Genomic DNA, 15491 nt, shown 5'->3' on the forward strand with positions numbered 1-15491 from the left:
CGTACGATCTTTGCTGGTTACGCGCGCTCGACCTTGCAGGCGCACTTCTTGAAGTCGGTCTCTTTCGACAGCGGGCAGGTTGCGTCCAGCGTCAGCTTGTTGGTCAGCTGGTGCTCATCGAACCACGGCATGAAGACCAAACCGCGTGGCACCTTGTTCCGACCTCGGGTTTCAACCCGGCTGGTGACTTCGCCGCGACGGGTGGACATAACAATCTCTTGTCCTCGGCGCAAACCGCGATCCTTGGCGTCCTGCGGGTGCATATAAACCACGGCAGCGGGATAGGCGCGGTGCAGCTCTGGTACTCGGCGAGTCATCGAACCTGAATGCCAATGCTCGAGCACGCGACCGGTGCACAGCCACAGATCGAATTCCGCATCCGGCTCTTCTGGGGCAGGTTCATATGGCGCGAAGATAATCTTGGCTTTACCATCTTTGTGGCCATAGAACTCAACACCAGCACCCTCCGATACATAAGGGTCATAGCCTTCTCGGAATCGATAGAGCGTTTCCTTGCCGTCGACGACCGGCCAGCGCAGGCCACGGGCCTGATGATAGGTTTCAAACGGCGCCAGATCGTGCGCGTGGCCGCGTCCGAAGTCGGCATATTCCTCGAACAGGCCCTTCTGCACGTAGTATCCGAAATGCTCGGATTCGTCGTTGTCAAAGCCTTCGGCGGTTTCTGACAGCGGGAATTTATCAATGCTGCCGTTGGTGAACAGAACGTCATACATGGTCTTGCCACGGTGTTCCGGCATGGTGGCCAGCAACTCTTCGCCCCAGACTTCTTCAACTGTGAAGCGTTTCGAGAATTCCATCACCTGCCAGACGTCCGATTTCGCCTCGCCTGGGGCTTTCACCTGCTGGCGCCAGAACTGGGTGCGGCGCTCGGCGTTGCCATAGGCGCCTTCCTTTTCGACCCACATGGCGGTGGGAAGGATCAGGTCAGCGGAAACGGCGGTTACTGTTGGATAGGGGTCCGAAACAGTGATGAAATTTTCTGGGTTGCGATAACCGGGATACCCTTCTTCGTTGATGTTCGGCGCGGCCTGCATGTTGTTGGTGCACTGAACCCAATAGGCGTTCAGATCGCCATCCTTCAGCTTGCGGTGCTGCAGCACGGCGTGGAAGCCGGGCTTGGCCGGAATAGTGCCGGCAGGCACGTTCCAGGCTGTTTCACAAATCTCGCGGTGCTTGTCGTTCATCACCACCATGTCCGCAGGCAGACGGTGGGCAAAGGTGCCAACCTCGCGCGCGGTACCACAGGCCGATGGCTGACCGGTCAGCGAGAAGGGCGAATTGCCGGGTTCCGAAATTTTGCCTACCAGCAGGTGCACGTTGTACATCAGCGAGTTCACCCACGAGCCGCGGGTGTGCTGGTTGAAGCCCATGGTCCACAGGCTCATAACCTTACGGTTGGGATCGGCATATTGCTGAGCCAGACGTTCCAGCTTGTCAGCCGGAACACCGGACAGTTCGGAAGTGTATTCCAGCGTGTATTCCGAAACGGCCTCGGCATATTCTTCGAAGCTGATCGGTTCCATCTTGCCCGAGTTCGGGTTTTCAGCCTCTTGTTGCAGTGGGTTGTTGTCCCGCAGACCATAGCCGATGTCGGTTGCAGTTTTGGTGATGTTGACGTGCTTGTTGACGAACTCTTCGTTCACCGCGCCATTCTGGATGATGTAGTTGGCGATATAGTTCAGGATCGCCAGATCGGTCTGCGGCGCAAAGACCATGCCATTGTCGGCCAGCTCGAACGAGCGGTGCTCATAGGTTGACAGAACATGCACCTCAGAGCCTGGCTTGGTCAGGCGGGTGTCGGTCAGGCGCGACCACAGGATGGGGTGCATCTCGGCCATGTTCGACCCCCAAAGCACGAAGGTATCTGCGTGCTCGAAGTCGTCATAGCAGCCCATCGGCTCATCAATACCGAAAGAGCGCATAAAGCCAACAACCGCCGAGGCCATGCAGTGCCGCGCGTTGGGGTCGATGTTGTTGGAGCGGAAGCCTGCCTTCATCATCTTGGCAGCGGCATAGCCTTCCCAGACTGTCCACTGGCCCGAACCGAACATGCCCACACTGGTCGGGCCTTTCTTGGCCAGGGCTTCTTTCCACTTGGCGGCCATCACGTCAAAGGCTTCATCCCAGCTGACCGGCTCGAATTCGCCATTCTTGTCGTACTCGCCATTGGTCTTGCGCAGCAGAGGCGTGGTCAGGCGGTCCTTGCCGTACATGATCTTGGACAGGAAATAGCCTTTGATGCAGTTCAGTCCGCGGTTCACCGGCGCGTCAGGATCGCCCTGCGTGGCCACAACGCGGCCATCTTTTGTGCCGACCAGAACGGAACAGCCTGTACCGCAGAACCGGCAGGCGGCTTTGTCCCAGCGAATATCAGGCGCAGCGGCCTGAGCGTTGGCCTGACCTGTGGCCATGGGAATGCCTGCAGCCGAGGCAGTGGCCGCAGCTGCAGACGCTTTAAGGAACGTACGACGGGATTCAGAGATGGTCATTGCATGGGCCTCCTGCTGGACGGTTGGCTTGGAGCGTCAGGGCGCGGAGCTGTCTCCGCGAGATCTTCGAAATGGTGATAAGTCAGCGCCAGAGAGATCACGCCGGGGATCTGGTGCAGATCCATGATAGTGTCCGAGGCCAGCCGGTCGGCCGTATCCTCGACAACCACCACAAACCGGCCATCTTCGGCTTCGGCATGAAGCTCGACGCCTTGGGTGCCGGTCATCACCGCGCGTGCGGCGTCGGTGTGATCGGGGGCGATGTGGACTAGACAGCCACAGATATTCATTTGGTCACCTCCGGGTGTTGTGGGGCGGGGCGGTGCATCGCAATAGCCCCGGCGGGGCAGGCGGCGGAACAACTGCCGCATCCGATGCAGGTTTCAGTTTCAAGCGCCGGTTCAGCGCGTCCGCCCAGTTGCAGGCGAAAGCGGATGGCATCCTGCTCGCAATTATCCTGACACAGGCGGCAGCTCACCCCGTTCATCGACAGGCAACTTGCGGCGTCGATCTGTGCGCGCCATGGCCACTCGGCCACACGCTCAGGCAACAATGCGGGGGTTGGGCACACTTCAGCGCAGTCACCACACATTGTGCAGCCACCGGCGGACAGGTCCAGAACGGGAAAACCGCTGTCGTCGAATGTGATGATGTCTTCTGGGCAGGCTCCGGCGCAATCTTCGCAATGTGTGCACAGATCGCTGAAGCCAGATGCAACTGCCCCAGGCGGACGAATCGCATTGCGGTCCTCCCGCAGGATATGCGCGCTTAGAAAAGCGCGTCTGCTCGTCATCTGGCTCATAGCTGTCGACTCGAATGTGGATAGATAGGTTCGCGTCCTTACTTCCTAGCGATCTGAAACCGCGCACGAATTGACCTATATCATATTTGTTGCAAATTTATTTTGTTCGTTTCGAGGATTGCAATCCTGGGTCACACGTTCATTTCGACACGGGCTTCGGGAAAACGTCCTGCGATCTCTCCCGCCTTGTCGGCAGATGCCGCACAAAGTGCAGTGGACAATCCATCCGCAATTGCAGCTTCCGGGGCAGAAACCGAAACCGTTCTGTCACGGGTTGCCGGCCCATCCGGAGTAATGATGTGACCGAAGCCCTGGCTCAGTTGACTGCCCAGGGAAGACGATGTCGCGACCGCACGATCACGCAATTCAATTCGCTTCAGAACCGTCTGATCCGGTACTGCCAGCCCAACCTTCCAAGACGAGCCATCGCCCCGAGCGCCCAATGCGGCAACTTCTCCCATATCAACCAGAATGTCGCGCAAACCGAAGCCGCGCAGCAATGCGGCGATCCGATCCGTGATCGCGCCCTGCGCGATGCCGTTCAGCGTCAAGGCTGACTGACCGGGAACCGGCAGGCGTACGGTCGAAGCGTTGAAAAACACCTGCTCCCAACCGATTACCCGGTAAACCTCAATCAAATCCTCAGGACGGGTTCCCGTGGCCAATGCGTGCCACAGGGGCTGAATGCTCGGATCAAATGCACCGTCTGAGGCCTGATGCAATGCGGAGCACAGGCTCAACACGTTCAACAATTCAGGGGCCGGCGCTGTCAGAACACCGTCGCGATTCAAACGGGTGAGCTGCGACTTAGGGCGATACAAGCTGAAGATGTCCTCCAGCCTGGAAACCTCTGTCTCCACGGCTCCGATGATGGGGGCGGCTTCAGCGTCCGTAAGCCCAACCAGCCGCAGACTTGCAGCAGCGCCCAGCGCAGTCCCCTGCCAGCGCGCGTCAGAGGCTGCAGCCGGTGTGGCCGCAGCACAAGCGGCCGAGATGATCAGGAAACGGCGGCGCGACAGGGCGGTCATACGGGGGTCTCCAACATCAGATCAAGATCGATAGGGCCAAGCACTTCGGTATCGGGAATGTCGGGCAAGCGCATTGTGGTCCCGCCATAGGTATCAACAAATGCCTGAGCATCGGCTGGATCAGAAAATGGCACCACTTCGCGCGCACCCATGCCGCCAGCCACATCGGCGCCGACCACGAAGGTCGCGCCATCAGCAGCGATCCAGTTCGAGATACCGGGCTGTCGCCAGCTGGGCGCGACACCCATATCGCTGACATAGACGGCGGTGATATCCGCATCGCGCTCCGGGCTTTTGAGGTATGCCACCATGTCGCGCACCTGCGCAAAGAACAGCGGTGCGGGATACCCCTCCAGATGGATCTGGCCTTTGGGACCGCCGTGTTCGGCTATGTTCATCTGGCAGAAAAAGCTCAGCGCGTCCGGGGTCAGATCGATGGGGTCAGGGGCCTCCGCGAACTCTTCTTTACAGGCCGCCAATGCGATCAATGCGATCAGGGCAAGGCGTTTCATGGCTCGACCCTCCGGAAAGCGGCCCGGGCAAGGGCAAAGCCAATTACCGGCCAGATCAGCAGCGATGCAGGCGCGGCCCAGACCGGCAGCGCCTGCGCAGCCCCGGTCATGCCTGATGCCATCGCGACGCCCTCGGTGGCGGCGATGTTCCACAGACGGAATGCGTCGGCCGGGTTGGCCACCATCACCCATGGAAAGACGGATTGGGTGAAGGTGCCGCCCTTGTCCATGACGACAGCCCCCAACAGGCCCAGATCATAGAGGACGACAAAAACCAGCCAAAGCCCGGCCGACAGACCTGCCGCCGCCGTAGCGCCCCTCGCCAGAGCGGACAGCAGGTATCCCAGCGCCAGAAACACAGCGCCCAACAGAATCGAGGTGAGGATGAGGCGGACCAGAGCCATCAAGCTTTCCGGCCCAGCACCACCAAAGAAGGCGGCCACCGCGCCTGCAGTGCCGAAACCGATGGTCATGGCGAAGGCCAGCGCCGCCAGATGGGCGGTGAACTTGCCCAACAGGATTTCTCCGCGTCCCGCCGGGTAGGACAGCAGCAGCGACAGACTGCCCCGGTCTACGTCGCCTGCGATGGCGTCGAAAGCGATCATCAGCGCCAGCAGCGGCGCAAGATAGACCGACAGCGTGGTCATTGATGCAACCGAAACGGTCAACATATCGACACCGAGCGTACCAGTTGGAGCGCTGCCTGCAAAGGTCAGCGCCAAAGCAAACAGCACCATGATCAAGGTGGCGACCAGCAGCCAGCGGTTGCGGCGCAGGATCAGCATTTCGGTGCGGGTGATGGCGAGGAAGCGGGTCATTGCAAATCCTCCTGTGCGTAATGGCGATAGAGGTCTTCCAGCTTGGGCGGTGTCATTTCAACATCCGCCACGGCATCGCCTAATCCGGCAACCCGGCGCAGGGCCTCCATCTTGTCTTCAGGGGTGCAGAGCAGCTCCACGGATGTCCCGTTGATCCGGTTGCCACCCAGTTCGGCGGCCAGCTCATCGGGATTGGCGCTGGCGCGCACCTTCAGGCGGATCGGCAGCCCGGCCAGCGCTGACAGGTTGGTCAGCGTGTCATCGGCAACCATCCGGCCCTTGCGCATGATGGCGATGCGGTCGGTGCGGGCCTCGACCTCGGTCAGGGCGTGGCTGGCGATCAGGACGGCGGTGCCTTGCCCGGCCAGTTCGTCAATGATGGCATAGAGATCCTGCCGCGAGATCGGGTCCAGGCCCGAGGTTGGCTCGTCCAGTAGCGCCACTTTCGGCTGGCCCAGCAAAACCTGCGCCAGACCCAGACGTTGCCGCATCCCTTTGGAATAAGCGCCGATCCGGCGGTCCAAAGCATCGCTGAGGCCAACGCGTTCCAACAGGCCGGGCACATCGGCCTTTGCGCCGGACAACTTGGCGAAAAGGGTCAACTGTTCTCGCCCTGTTAACGCCGGATGAAACGACACCGCCTCGGGCAGATAGGCCGTTTCGCGCCGCGCCTGTGCGCTGCCGGGGGTTGCGTCGCCGATCCGAATGGCTCCGCCGTGGATCGACGTCAGGCCGAGGATGGTTTTGATCAGGGTCGACTTGCCCGCGCCGTTATGGCCCAGCAGCGCCACGCGCTGGCCAGGGGCAAGGGACAGGGTGATATCGTCAAGAACGCGGGTTTTCCCTCGGTCCTTGAGAACATGGTCAATTGACAGGGCCTTATCCGTCATGAGGCACCTTTTCCATAGCTGGGGGTTCAGGGGCTTGCATCAGTGGATTGCTGTCCATAACACCGCCCGGCAACAGCGCCGGGAAGGCCGATTGCGACCAGCGTACCAGCTGCACGGCAGGGGAGCCGAGCAGCAATTTGGCTGCGGGTTGGGTCCACAGCACATGGTCCATCGAGTCATTGGGGCGATAGGGGGCATCGGCGATGCCGTTGCCATCCACATCATAAGCGGCGAAGTCGGACCAGTAATTGCCGCGCCCGTCTTCAGACCACTCGACCCATTTGGTCGAGACATATTTCACCTGCGTCCGGTTGCCGATGAAGGCATTGCCGACAATGCGGTTGCGTTCGCTGCCAGCGGTAAAGTGGATGCCGATGCCGCATCCCTGGAACCAGTTATCGGTGAATTCGTTCTTGTTGGAATTATAGAGGAAGGTGCATTTCTCTTTCGCGCCTTTCACCACATTCCCGGTGATGGTGCTCTTGTTGGCGTAGTTCAGCATAACGCCATGTTCACGGTCGCCGATCGAGACATTGTTGGCCACCGTCACATTGGTCGTGAACATTACCGCATAGCCCAGATCGTTGTCGATCGAGACGTTGTCGCTGACGACCGAGTCGTCGGCATACATGTAATGCACGGCAAATCGCAAATCGCGGAACAGATTTCCAGTGAAGGTATTCTTCTTGGACGAGTTCACAAAGATCCCGTCGCGCCCGTAGCGGATGTCGTTACCTTCAACCACCGCACCTGGCGCGTTCCAGACATAGACACCATTGCCGCGCGCGTTCATGTGGCGGTCCTGCCGCCCTTCGATCCGGTTGCGCCGCACGATGCTGTCCTTGGCCCCGTGGATATCGATGCCATAGAGGTTGCCCAGCAGCACGTTATCCTCGATCACTGGCGCGGTGGCCGTTTTGGTCAGCTGGATACCGCTGTCGATCCCGTCATGGCTGGAACCTGATCCGATCACCGTCAACCCGCGCACCGTCACGCCCGGCCCGGTCACGGTGATGACGCTGCCCGCGCTTTGGCCGTCAATCGTGGCCTGTCCCAGCCCGTCGATGGTGACGGGCCGGTCCAGTACAAGCGTTTCGGTGTAGACGCCGGGGCTCAGGCGAAGGGTGTCTCCATCCGCCGCCTGCGCCAGTATTTCGGTGATGGCCCCCGCCCGGTTGGGCACATCCCAGTCCGCCGCCCAAAGGGGCGAGCCGAGCAGGAGCGGTATGAGCAGGGACCAACGCATGGGTTATGCTCCCTGCGGTTCGACCAGCATCCGGCCGCGCATTTCCATGTGCAGCGCGTGGCAGAACCACTGGCAATAGAACCAGTGTACGCCCGGACGGTCAGCGGTGAAGGTGACCGAGGCGGTTGCCAGCGGTGCAACTTCCATTGCGATACCGTAGTTACCCAGGCAGAAACCGTGGGTCACATCGTCCACGTCATCCAGGTTGGTGATGTAAACAGTCACCTCGTCACCCTGTTTGACGGTGAACTTCTCAAGGCTGAAGGTCGGTGCCTGCGAAGTCATGTAGACCCGCACCTTGTTGCCATCCCGGATCGGTTCCTCGGCGCCTTCTTCCAGATCGATGCCATCTGCCTCGGCCTGTTTCCGGGCGTCTTCCCACGTGACATCGTTCCGATCCCACACGTTGACCGGATTAACGATGTCAGCACGAACCATGATCGAGTCATGCGGCTCGGCAAAGGTTGGGCCGTCGTGCACCACTTTCATCTCGTTCGATGAGATATCGATCAACTGCTCGTTCTCAGGCTTGAGCGGACCCGTGTTCAGGAACCGGTCTTTCGAGAACTTGTTCATCGAAATCAGCCACTTGCCATCTGCCTCCTTGGTTTCACCCATGGTGGTCGAGTTGTGGCCCGGTTGATAATGCACATCGACCTTCGAGATGATCGGGTCCACATCAGCGCCGCCGTAAGCCTCGATTGCCTTGTCGAGATTCCACTTAACGATCTGACTGTCGAGGAACAGTGTGGTGAACGCATTGCCCTGACCGTCATAAGCAGTGTGAAGCGGGCCAAGACCCAGCTGCGGTTCACCCACGATGCACGACCGCGGGTCGGCATCGCTTTCGAACAACGCGTCCAGCTTGGTCACATCCATGATCGACACGGTCGGCGACAGCTTACCATTGATGCAGACGTGCTTGCCGTCGGGCGCAGTGTTAATGCCGTGAGGCGAGTTCGGGATCGGGATGTAGCGGGTGTACTTCTTGTTCTGACCCTTACGGCCGTCCAGAACCTTGACGCCTTTCAGTTCCTGATAGTCGCCGGCTTCGATACCCGCTTCGATTTCCGCGAGGTTGAAGACAACGACGTGGTCCAGTTCATTCTCGGTCATCTCGGCCAGGTTCATACCCATTTCCGAGTTGTACGAGGTCGAATAGGCGTATTTACCCTGATAATCACAGTCGGTGTTGTCGAGGTTCCCCGAAACGATCACCTGCCACGCGACTTCCATGGTGTCGCCGTCCAGCGCGGTGAAGATGTTCACGTATTGCGACGGATCATCCAGCACGCTGCCGTCATTGACCAGAGGCGTTTCATCTTCACCATTGGCAAAGACATAACCGGTACGCGGGAATTTTTGCGGACGCAGACCGTGGATCGCCTTGGCGTTCGGAATCTCGGTGATCTTGTCGCATTTCATCACGTCGCAACGCACACGAGCAACGCGGGTGTTGGCCTTGTCATTCATGAACAGGTAACGGCCATCATAGGTGCCGTCGGTGAACGACATATGCGGGTGGTGAAGGTCGCCGTTATCATAGGTTTTCATGCCGCGCTTGGCGAGAAACTCTTTGGTTTCAGGCAGAAGACCGTCGGTCATGATCTTCAGCGATTCGTTGGTCTGACCCCAACCAGTGGCCGAGCAGCGGTTAAACACCGGTACGCGCATCAGCTCGCGCATGGACGGGAAACCCAGGATGCGCAATTCGCCGGTCTGACCTGAAGACCAGAAGCCGTAATATTCGTCCAGTTCACCGGGCTGCAAATTGGCATTGGCGGCAGCGCTGGCCTCTTTCGCAGTCATCAGGGTCGAGCCCAGACCGGTCCCGGCCAATACGGCGCCGGTTGCTGTTGCACCCAGCATCCCTCGGCGTGTGACGGTTAGTTTCTTGTCATGTTCCGACATGATCGTTCCTCCTTTTAGGAAACGGATTGCGGTTTGGCGTTCGGATGGTTCGCCGGTGGCTGTCCGAGGGGGGTCTTGAGATCGACCGACCCTGTCTTGGCCCGCCGTTTCAACTGGCGGATAACGACGGGACATTTGTCCTCGGACTGGTAGAGCACCTGACAATGCAGGCAGGTGACGCACTCGTTCGGATTGATCTCACCTGTGGGGTGGATCGCCTGAACGGGGCATTCATTGGCGCAGGTCTGACAGGGGGTGCCGCAATCCTTGTAGCGGCGCAGCCAGTCGAACATGCGCATGCGGGCAGGGATCGCCAAAGCTCCACCCAGCGGGCAGAGATAGCGGCAATAGAACCGTTCGATGAACAGCCCGATCCCCAGCAGGAGCAGCGCAAAGACCACGAAAGGCCAGTCGCGCATGAATTTCAGAATGATCGCGGTCTTGAACGGCTCGATCTCTGCATATTTCTCGGCCAGCGGGATCGAGACAAAGCTGAGACCGAAAAGCCCAAGGAAGATCATGTATTTTGCGGGCCAGAGGCGTTCGTTCAGGCCCCAGGGTAGGGTCCATTGCGGCACTTTCAGCGCACGCGCGATCTTGTTGGTCAGTTCCTGCAAGGCACCAAACGGGCACAGCCAGCCGCAGTAGGCGCCGCGTCCCCAGAACAGCAGCGCGGCCGCGACGGCGAACCACTGGATAAAGACCAGCGGGTCCAGCAGGAATGCGTCCCAGCTAAATCCGCTGCGCAAGCTACCCGCCAACGCCATCAGGTTCACCACGCTCAGCTGCGCATTGGCGTACCAGCCGATGAAGAACAGGGTCATGGTCAGATAGCCAATGCGGAACCAGTAGAAGAACCGCGCATTCATCGTGGCGTGGAACTGGAAGAAGAACGTCGCACTCAGCACCAGAAGCATGACGCCAAGAACGCCGATCTCAACCGTGCGGTCCTTCCAGATGCGTTGCCACAAGGCGGCCTTGGCCGCAGCTTCGCCGGTTGCATCGTTCACCACAGCCGGGGCTGTAACGGGCAGCAGGTACTGCTCGGGCAGTTTATAGCCCAGATCGAAGGTCAGAAAGGTTTTCTCAACCGCTCCGACGGCCCGTTGAACCAGAAGTTGCAGACGGAAGGGCTCAGCCGGGTTGAACTCGGCATCGACGGGGATCTTGAAGATATCCAGTTCGGTGAAACTTGGCGCATCAGGGGCCGCGACTTTGCCAAGACGCTCTTGCTGCTTGTCGAAGAACCGCACCGAATTGTCGCCTTGAATCAGCTGAATACGGTCAAAAATTCCGCCGCGCACATAGCCAGATCCTTTAAAACTATAAGCTCCGCGTCCCAGCACCAGAATGGCTTGTTCGCCTTCTTCCAGCCACTCGGTCAGGTTTTGATACTCGGCCTCGCCCAGCAGGGATTTGCCGATTGATGGAACCGAGACCAGCGCCATATGCATGTCGATAAAGGTGTCATCAGGCTCACCCGGTTCGGGGCGGTTGATGGCGCGCTGATCGCCTGTCGCCTCGAACGCGGCATTGACCTGACCGATATCCAGCGTCAGCCGCCGCACCGATCCATCACCCGACAGGGTGGACCAGTCAAATACGCCATCCTGCGCCATATCGACTTCGCGTTTCGGCCCATCGGCCAGCAACGGCGACAGGCCTCCCAGACCCAGCGCGCGCGCCACCTTGATGCCGCCACGCACAAGACTGTCATCAATCACCATGATCGTGACCGTCGCGCCCGAGATGATGTCAAGATCATGCCCTTCGCCGCCGGTTTCGGCCTCACGCTTGAGGTCGAGCCCGGCATAGCCTTCGGTCAATTCAACCATACGGGAATTGGGTATGCCGATCAGAACGATGGGTTCCGAGTGTTTGACCAGTTGCACGCCGGTTAAAATAGCCTCGTCATCAATGGCGGCGACCACGTGAATAGGCTTGCCCGAATACCCGGTTGTACCGACAAAATCAGATGTCAGGAACGCCCAGGCAATGGTCTCGCCACTCTTCAGGACGGGCGCGACTTTCACGTCATCCCGCACCGGCCCAAAGGCATCGGCACCGGGGGCCAGGTCGGCGGGTTCAATGTCGGGCAGGAAACTGGCCAGGCTGTCGGCATGGGCGCTGATCGCCATCAGGCAGGACAGAGTGAAAGCCAGCAGGAAATGGATTGCGCGTCTTACGACCACGGCGCACCTCCGATTACTTGGGTGAACGCCACGGACGCGCGCAGGGCGCGTTCAGATTCATCTTGGGTCGCGAACGGGGGCCCTCGGGTTTCGGGCCACAGTCGTTTCGAGTTGTACAAAACGCACAGACCTCTGTTTGCAGAGGGTGCGATCTGCACATTTCCGGCTTGTGCCAACTGATGCAGGTCAGGCAGCGGTGCTGCCGTGGTAACCGCGCATAGCGCACAATCGGCGCATTTCGGACAGGGCGCGGTCGGGTCATTGGTGTCTTCCTCAAGATCAACTTCGACCCAGACCGCCCCTGCCTCCGAGCAGATCTCAATCCACATGCTGTCCCCGGGACTCGCCAGCACCGGGCCAAGCATTTGCATAAGCAGCAGGAATATGCCCACCAAGCCGCACACCGCGCGGGACACGCGATCAAACAGGTTATGCGGAGGGCGGAAGGCAGGCATTGAGAATCCAACTCGGCGTTCTTTCCCGGACCCTATGGGATTCTCTCAGGCGGAGACTTGACTTAGGTCAGGTACTTGAAAAATCGCCCCTATCCGTCGGCCTCGTCCATCAGTCCACGCACCCACCGGCCAGCCAGCCAAGTAGCTGGAATTCCCAGCGGAATCGACCACAGGATCGCCGGAACCGGTCGGATCACGCCAAACCCGGCGCTGTGCAGTATCAGACCCAGCAAAAACAAGTTGATGGCCACGGTTAGCGCCGTGGCCGGGTACAGCAAGATGGCCAGTTTCCAAACCGGCCACTTGCCATCAGTGGCTGGTTCCTTCCGAGAAGGTGATTTTGTTCCAGACATTATATTTCCCCGAAGGTTTGCGCATCGGCAGGCGGCGCACTTCTTCCAGTGTTTGCGCGTCATAGACGATCACCGCACCATCATCTTCCCAGATCGAAACCAGCGCATGGCTGCCATCCATGGTGAACTCCACGTGAGCCACGGTTTTACCGGGGGCGGGGCGCAGAGTTTTCACGATTTCAAGGCTTTGCTTGTCGATGACGTGCATGGCGTCCTTGTTGGGGCCGAAGAAGACATCGGCCCAGACATAAGACGAATTCTCATGGCTGCGCATGAAGAATCCAGGTCCTTCGGTCTTGATCCTCTTGACAGTCTCCCAGCTTTCCATGTCGATCACCGACACAGTGCCATCGGTCAGGTGTGGCGTCGCCATCACGGTCGTATCACCATGTTCCCATGTGATACCCGAGCCCAGGTGCGGCATCCCCGGAAGGTCCAGATCAGCAATTTTTTGACCGATCACCAGATCGATCACTTGGCCGCCTTTGCCGTCGCGCGACGCACCCATGACGTATTCATAGCTCTGGTCGAAGAAGAAATCGTCCAGATAGTCTGGTGTGGTGATTTTGCGCACTGGGAAGGGGTCGGGATTCTTGAACTGACCTTCGATACGGAAATCGTGCCCGATACCAAATTGCGGCGGGTTGGCCCCGTAGAATACTTCCCAGATCTCTGGCACATCTTTCAACGCCAGCACAAAGCTTTCCCGTGGCGGTGCCTGATACACGGCAGACACACGGCTGGGCACTCCTTTCTTGCTTTTGACTTCAATGACGGTGGCTACCGATAGGTCCTCGGTCGACAGCAGGGTCAGGCTGTTGGGCAGGTAATTCGCAACGGCGACCCATTTTCCGTCACCTGACATGGCAATGTTGCGGCTGTTGAGGCCCGCGCGCACACGTCCAACCTGTTTCAACGCCCAGATGTCGTATTTCTGGACCCAGCCATCGCGGGACATGATAAAGACGTACCGGCCATCGGGGCTGAATTTCGGCCCGCCATGAACGGCAAAGGGGGTCTCGAACCGGTCGAGCACTTCAAACGTGTCGCCGTCCAGAACGCTGACATGATGGTCGCCAGTCTCAACCACCAGTGTGATGTTCATCGGGTCACTGTCCCACACGGGTGCTCCGACCGGGGCGTAATCCTCGTCCAGAGTGCGGCTGGCCATGATGTCAGATTCGCCCCATTCTGGGTTGCTCTCGAGCGGAGATTTCAGCCACCCCGCCAGTTCCTCGATCTGCAACGCGTCGAGTTCATGTGAAAACGCAGGCATCTGCGTCGCAGTGCGGCCCTCGGCGATCACCGCCGCAACCCGCGGCCCCCGCATCCGCTTCAAAGTCTCGGGGATCAAAGCCGGCCCAACGCCGCCCAAGCGGTTCTCTCCGTGGCACGAAGCGCAGTGTTCAGCGTAATCCGAGGGCGCATCAGCCCAGGCCGCGCCAATGCTCAGAACTGAACACATCAGCCCGATCTTCAACTTTTTCCAAATACTCCCGCCGGAGGCTCCTGCACGCGCCACAGGGGTCACGATTTGACGGAACTGGGACGGGCTATCAAAAGAACTGATGCGCCGGATCATGGCTTTTCCCCCGGAACGGTGTGACTTTCAGGCGTTCTCCTGCGTCATCCACACCGATTTCTTCGTTTGACAAGTAGCAGGCCGGGTCCTCGGCCCATGGGTCACCGGTCAATTGCAAGGCGCGTATGCGGGTATTGCCTCCGCAAACGTCCTTCAAGTCGCAGGCACCACAGCGACCCTTCAGCGGGCGTGGCCGAGTGCGGAGCATAACGAGCATCGGATCATCGCTGGTCCAAAGATCGGAAAACGGTTTAGTCTTTACATTACCGACCGTGTAATCGGACCAATACGTGTCAGGGTGGACCCGGCCAAGATTGTCGATATTGGCAACGCCCAAACCGCTGGAATTTCCGCCCCATGCGGCCAGATGCTCGCGTACGTGCGCTGCTTTTTCAGCGTCGAAATGCGCGCGGATCCAGTTCAGGAAATATCCCGCGTCAGCGTCGTTGTTTCCAGTCACTATGTCCAATGGACGACCACCTGATGCGGCTTCCCACGCACGCTCCAGCAGCAGGTCAAGACCTTTGCGGGTGCGCAGATGCTCGGCGTCTTCACCCCGGTTCTTGTCACCACGCCCGGCATAGACAAGATGAGACAGGTAGAACTTGTCGACGCCTTCAACATCACAAAGCTTCAACAGATCCGGCAAGTGATGCTGCGTGCCCTCGGTCAGGCAGAACCGCAGGCCGACCTTGATGCCACGTTTCTTGCATTCACGCACGCCACGCAGGGCGTCGGCAAAGGCACCCTCGACACCGCGGAACCAATCATTCGTGGCCCCAATCCCGTCGAGAGAAATGCCAACATAGTTGAAACCCACATCGGCAATCATGTCGGCGGTTTCGTCGTAAATACGTGTGCCGTTGGTCGACAAGGCCAGCATCGGCACCAGTTCGCGCGCGCGTTTTGCAATGTCAAAAAAATCGAACCGGTCCAGAGGTTCCCCACCCGAGAGGATCAAGGCCGGGACGCGAAATTGGCCAAGATCCTCAAGGGTTACCATGGCTTGCTCATGGCTGAGCTCACCCGGGAACGCGACATCCGCCGAGACGGTATAGCAATGGCGGCATTTCAGATTACAGCGCCGCGTCAGGTTCCAGATCACCACAGGCTTCACCGGTCCCGGGCGGCGTTTGCGCACCGGTGTAGGTTTGACCAACTGGTGCATGTATTCGGTCAGGCGGAACATGTC

General features: G+C 59.2%; 14 protein-coding genes. All 14 read right to left on the bottom strand.

Going from position 1 to position 15491, the window contains the following annotated elements:
- Window positions 1–17: 17 nt before the first annotated feature.
- Entirely contained in the window at window positions 18–2510 is a 2493-nt protein-coding gene (napA, locus tag Q0816_RS09890) for a nitrate reductase catalytic subunit NapA (RefSeq protein ID WP_298849977.1), read from the bottom strand.
- Window positions 2507–2800 carry a chaperone NapD gene (locus Q0816_RS09895; RefSeq protein ID WP_298849978.1) on the bottom strand — a complete coding sequence of 98 codons (294 nt, stop codon included), beginning with the start codon at window positions 2798–2800 and terminating at the stop codon, window positions 2507–2509. The genes napA and Q0816_RS09895 overlap by 4 nt, the downstream gene beginning before the upstream one ends.
- Window positions 2797–3312 carry a ferredoxin-type protein NapF gene (gene napF / locus Q0816_RS09900; protein WP_298849979.1) on the bottom strand — a complete coding sequence of 172 codons (516 nt, stop codon included), beginning with the start codon at window positions 3310–3312 and terminating at the stop codon, window positions 2797–2799. Before napF ends, Q0816_RS09895 begins: the two co-directional genes overlap by 4 nt.
- Before the next feature lie 131 nt (window positions 3313–3443).
- Window positions 3444–4340, bottom strand: coding sequence for an FAD:protein FMN transferase (locus tag Q0816_RS09905; protein WP_298849980.1), 897 nt, complete (start codon window positions 4338–4340; stop codon window positions 3444–3446).
- Window positions 4337–4852 (bottom strand): nitrous oxide reductase accessory protein NosL, encoded by a 516-nt coding sequence (locus Q0816_RS09910; protein WP_298849982.1) that lies wholly within the window; start codon window positions 4850–4852, stop codon window positions 4337–4339. The genes Q0816_RS09905 and Q0816_RS09910 overlap by 4 nt, the downstream gene beginning before the upstream one ends.
- Window positions 4849–5670 carry an ABC transporter permease subunit gene (locus Q0816_RS09915; RefSeq protein WP_298849984.1) on the bottom strand — a complete coding sequence of 274 codons (822 nt, stop codon included), beginning with the start codon at window positions 5668–5670 and terminating at the stop codon, window positions 4849–4851. The genes Q0816_RS09910 and Q0816_RS09915 overlap by 4 nt, the downstream gene beginning before the upstream one ends.
- Window positions 5667–6560 carry an ABC transporter ATP-binding protein gene (locus Q0816_RS09920; RefSeq protein WP_298849986.1) on the bottom strand — a complete coding sequence of 298 codons (894 nt, stop codon included), beginning with the start codon at window positions 6558–6560 and terminating at the stop codon, window positions 5667–5669. Before Q0816_RS09920 ends, Q0816_RS09915 begins: the two co-directional genes overlap by 4 nt.
- Window positions 6550–7806 (bottom strand): nitrous oxide reductase family maturation protein NosD, encoded by a 1257-nt coding sequence (locus tag Q0816_RS09925; protein ID WP_298849988.1) that lies wholly within the window; start codon window positions 7804–7806, stop codon window positions 6550–6552. The genes Q0816_RS09920 and Q0816_RS09925 overlap by 11 nt, the downstream gene beginning before the upstream one ends.
- A gap of 3 nt (window positions 7807–7809) precedes the next feature.
- Window positions 7810–9717, bottom strand: coding sequence for a TAT-dependent nitrous-oxide reductase (nosZ, locus tag Q0816_RS09930; protein WP_050603724.1), 1908 nt, complete (start codon window positions 9715–9717; stop codon window positions 7810–7812).
- Window positions 9718–9731: 14 nt separating this feature from the next.
- On the bottom strand, window positions 9732–11855 hold the full coding sequence (locus Q0816_RS09935) for a NosR/NirI family protein (RefSeq protein WP_298850327.1): 2124 nt from the start codon (window positions 11853–11855) through the stop codon (window positions 9732–9734).
- Between the two features lie 44 nt (window positions 11856–11899).
- Entirely contained in the window at window positions 11900–12364 is a 465-nt protein-coding gene (locus Q0816_RS09940) for a DUF2946 family protein (protein ID WP_298849992.1), read from the bottom strand.
- An 89-nt stretch (window positions 12365–12453) separates the two neighbouring features.
- The gene (locus Q0816_RS09945) at window positions 12454–12717 is read right to left on the bottom strand and encodes a hypothetical protein (protein WP_298849993.1); all 264 of its coding nucleotides are present in this window, start codon (window positions 12715–12717) and stop codon (window positions 12454–12456) included.
- The gene (locus Q0816_RS09950; RefSeq protein WP_298850329.1) at window positions 12674–14182 is read right to left on the bottom strand and encodes a nitrite reductase; all 1509 of its coding nucleotides are present in this window, start codon (window positions 14180–14182) and stop codon (window positions 12674–12676) included. The genes Q0816_RS09945 and Q0816_RS09950 overlap by 44 nt, the downstream gene beginning before the upstream one ends.
- A gap of 91 nt (window positions 14183–14273) precedes the next feature.
- Window positions 14274–15488 carry a heme d1 biosynthesis radical SAM protein NirJ gene (gene nirJ, locus Q0816_RS09955; protein ID WP_298849994.1) on the bottom strand — a complete coding sequence of 405 codons (1215 nt, stop codon included), beginning with the start codon at window positions 15486–15488 and terminating at the stop codon, window positions 14274–14276.
- Between the last annotated feature and the right edge of the window lie 3 nt (window positions 15489–15491).

Source organism: uncultured Ruegeria sp. (genome assembly GCF_947497005.1).
Lineage (GTDB): Bacteria > Pseudomonadota > Alphaproteobacteria > Rhodobacterales > Rhodobacteraceae > Ruegeria.

Excerpts from the sequence above, each read along its gene's own strand:
- napA (WP_298849977.1), bottom strand. The coding sequence starts at position 2,510 with ATGACCATCTCTGAATCCCGTCGTACGTTCCTTAAAGCGTCTGCAGCT.
- Q0816_RS09905 (WP_298849980.1), bottom strand. The coding sequence starts at position 4,340 with ATGACCGCCCTGTCGCGCCGCCGTTTCCTGATCATCTCGGCCGCTTGT.
- nirJ (WP_298849994.1), bottom strand. The coding sequence starts at position 15,488 with ATGTTCCGCCTGACCGAATACATGCACCAGTTGGTCAAACCTACACCG.
- Q0816_RS09935 (WP_298850327.1), bottom strand. The coding sequence starts at position 11,855 with ATGGCGATCAGCGCCCATGCCGACAGCCTGGCCAGTTTCCTGCCCGAC.
- Q0816_RS09895 (WP_298849978.1), bottom strand. The coding sequence starts at position 2,800 with ATGAATATCTGTGGCTGTCTAGTCCACATCGCCCCCGATCACACCGAC.
- Q0816_RS09950 (WP_298850329.1), bottom strand. The coding sequence starts at position 14,182 with ATGTGTTCAGTTCTGAGCATTGGCGCGGCCTGGGCTGATGCGCCCTCG.
- Q0816_RS09940 (WP_298849992.1), bottom strand. The coding sequence starts at position 12,364 with ATGCCTGCCTTCCGCCCTCCGCATAACCTGTTTGATCGCGTGTCCCGC.
- Q0816_RS09915 (WP_298849984.1), bottom strand. The coding sequence starts at position 5,670 with ATGACCCGCTTCCTCGCCATCACCCGCACCGAAATGCTGATCCTGCGC.
- Q0816_RS09910 (WP_298849982.1), bottom strand. The coding sequence starts at position 4,852 with ATGAAACGCCTTGCCCTGATCGCATTGATCGCATTGGCGGCCTGTAAA.
- Q0816_RS09925 (WP_298849988.1), bottom strand. The coding sequence starts at position 7,806 with ATGCGTTGGTCCCTGCTCATACCGCTCCTGCTCGGCTCGCCCCTTTGG.
- Q0816_RS09920 (WP_298849986.1), bottom strand. The coding sequence starts at position 6,560 with ATGACGGATAAGGCCCTGTCAATTGACCATGTTCTCAAGGACCGAGGG.
- Q0816_RS09945 (WP_298849993.1), bottom strand. The coding sequence starts at position 12,717 with ATGTCTGGAACAAAATCACCTTCTCGGAAGGAACCAGCCACTGATGGC.
- napF (WP_298849979.1), bottom strand. The coding sequence starts at position 3,312 with ATGAGCCAGATGACGAGCAGACGCGCTTTTCTAAGCGCGCATATCCTG.
- nosZ (WP_050603724.1), bottom strand. The coding sequence starts at position 9,717 with ATGTCGGAACATGACAAGAAACTAACCGTCACACGCCGAGGGATGCTG.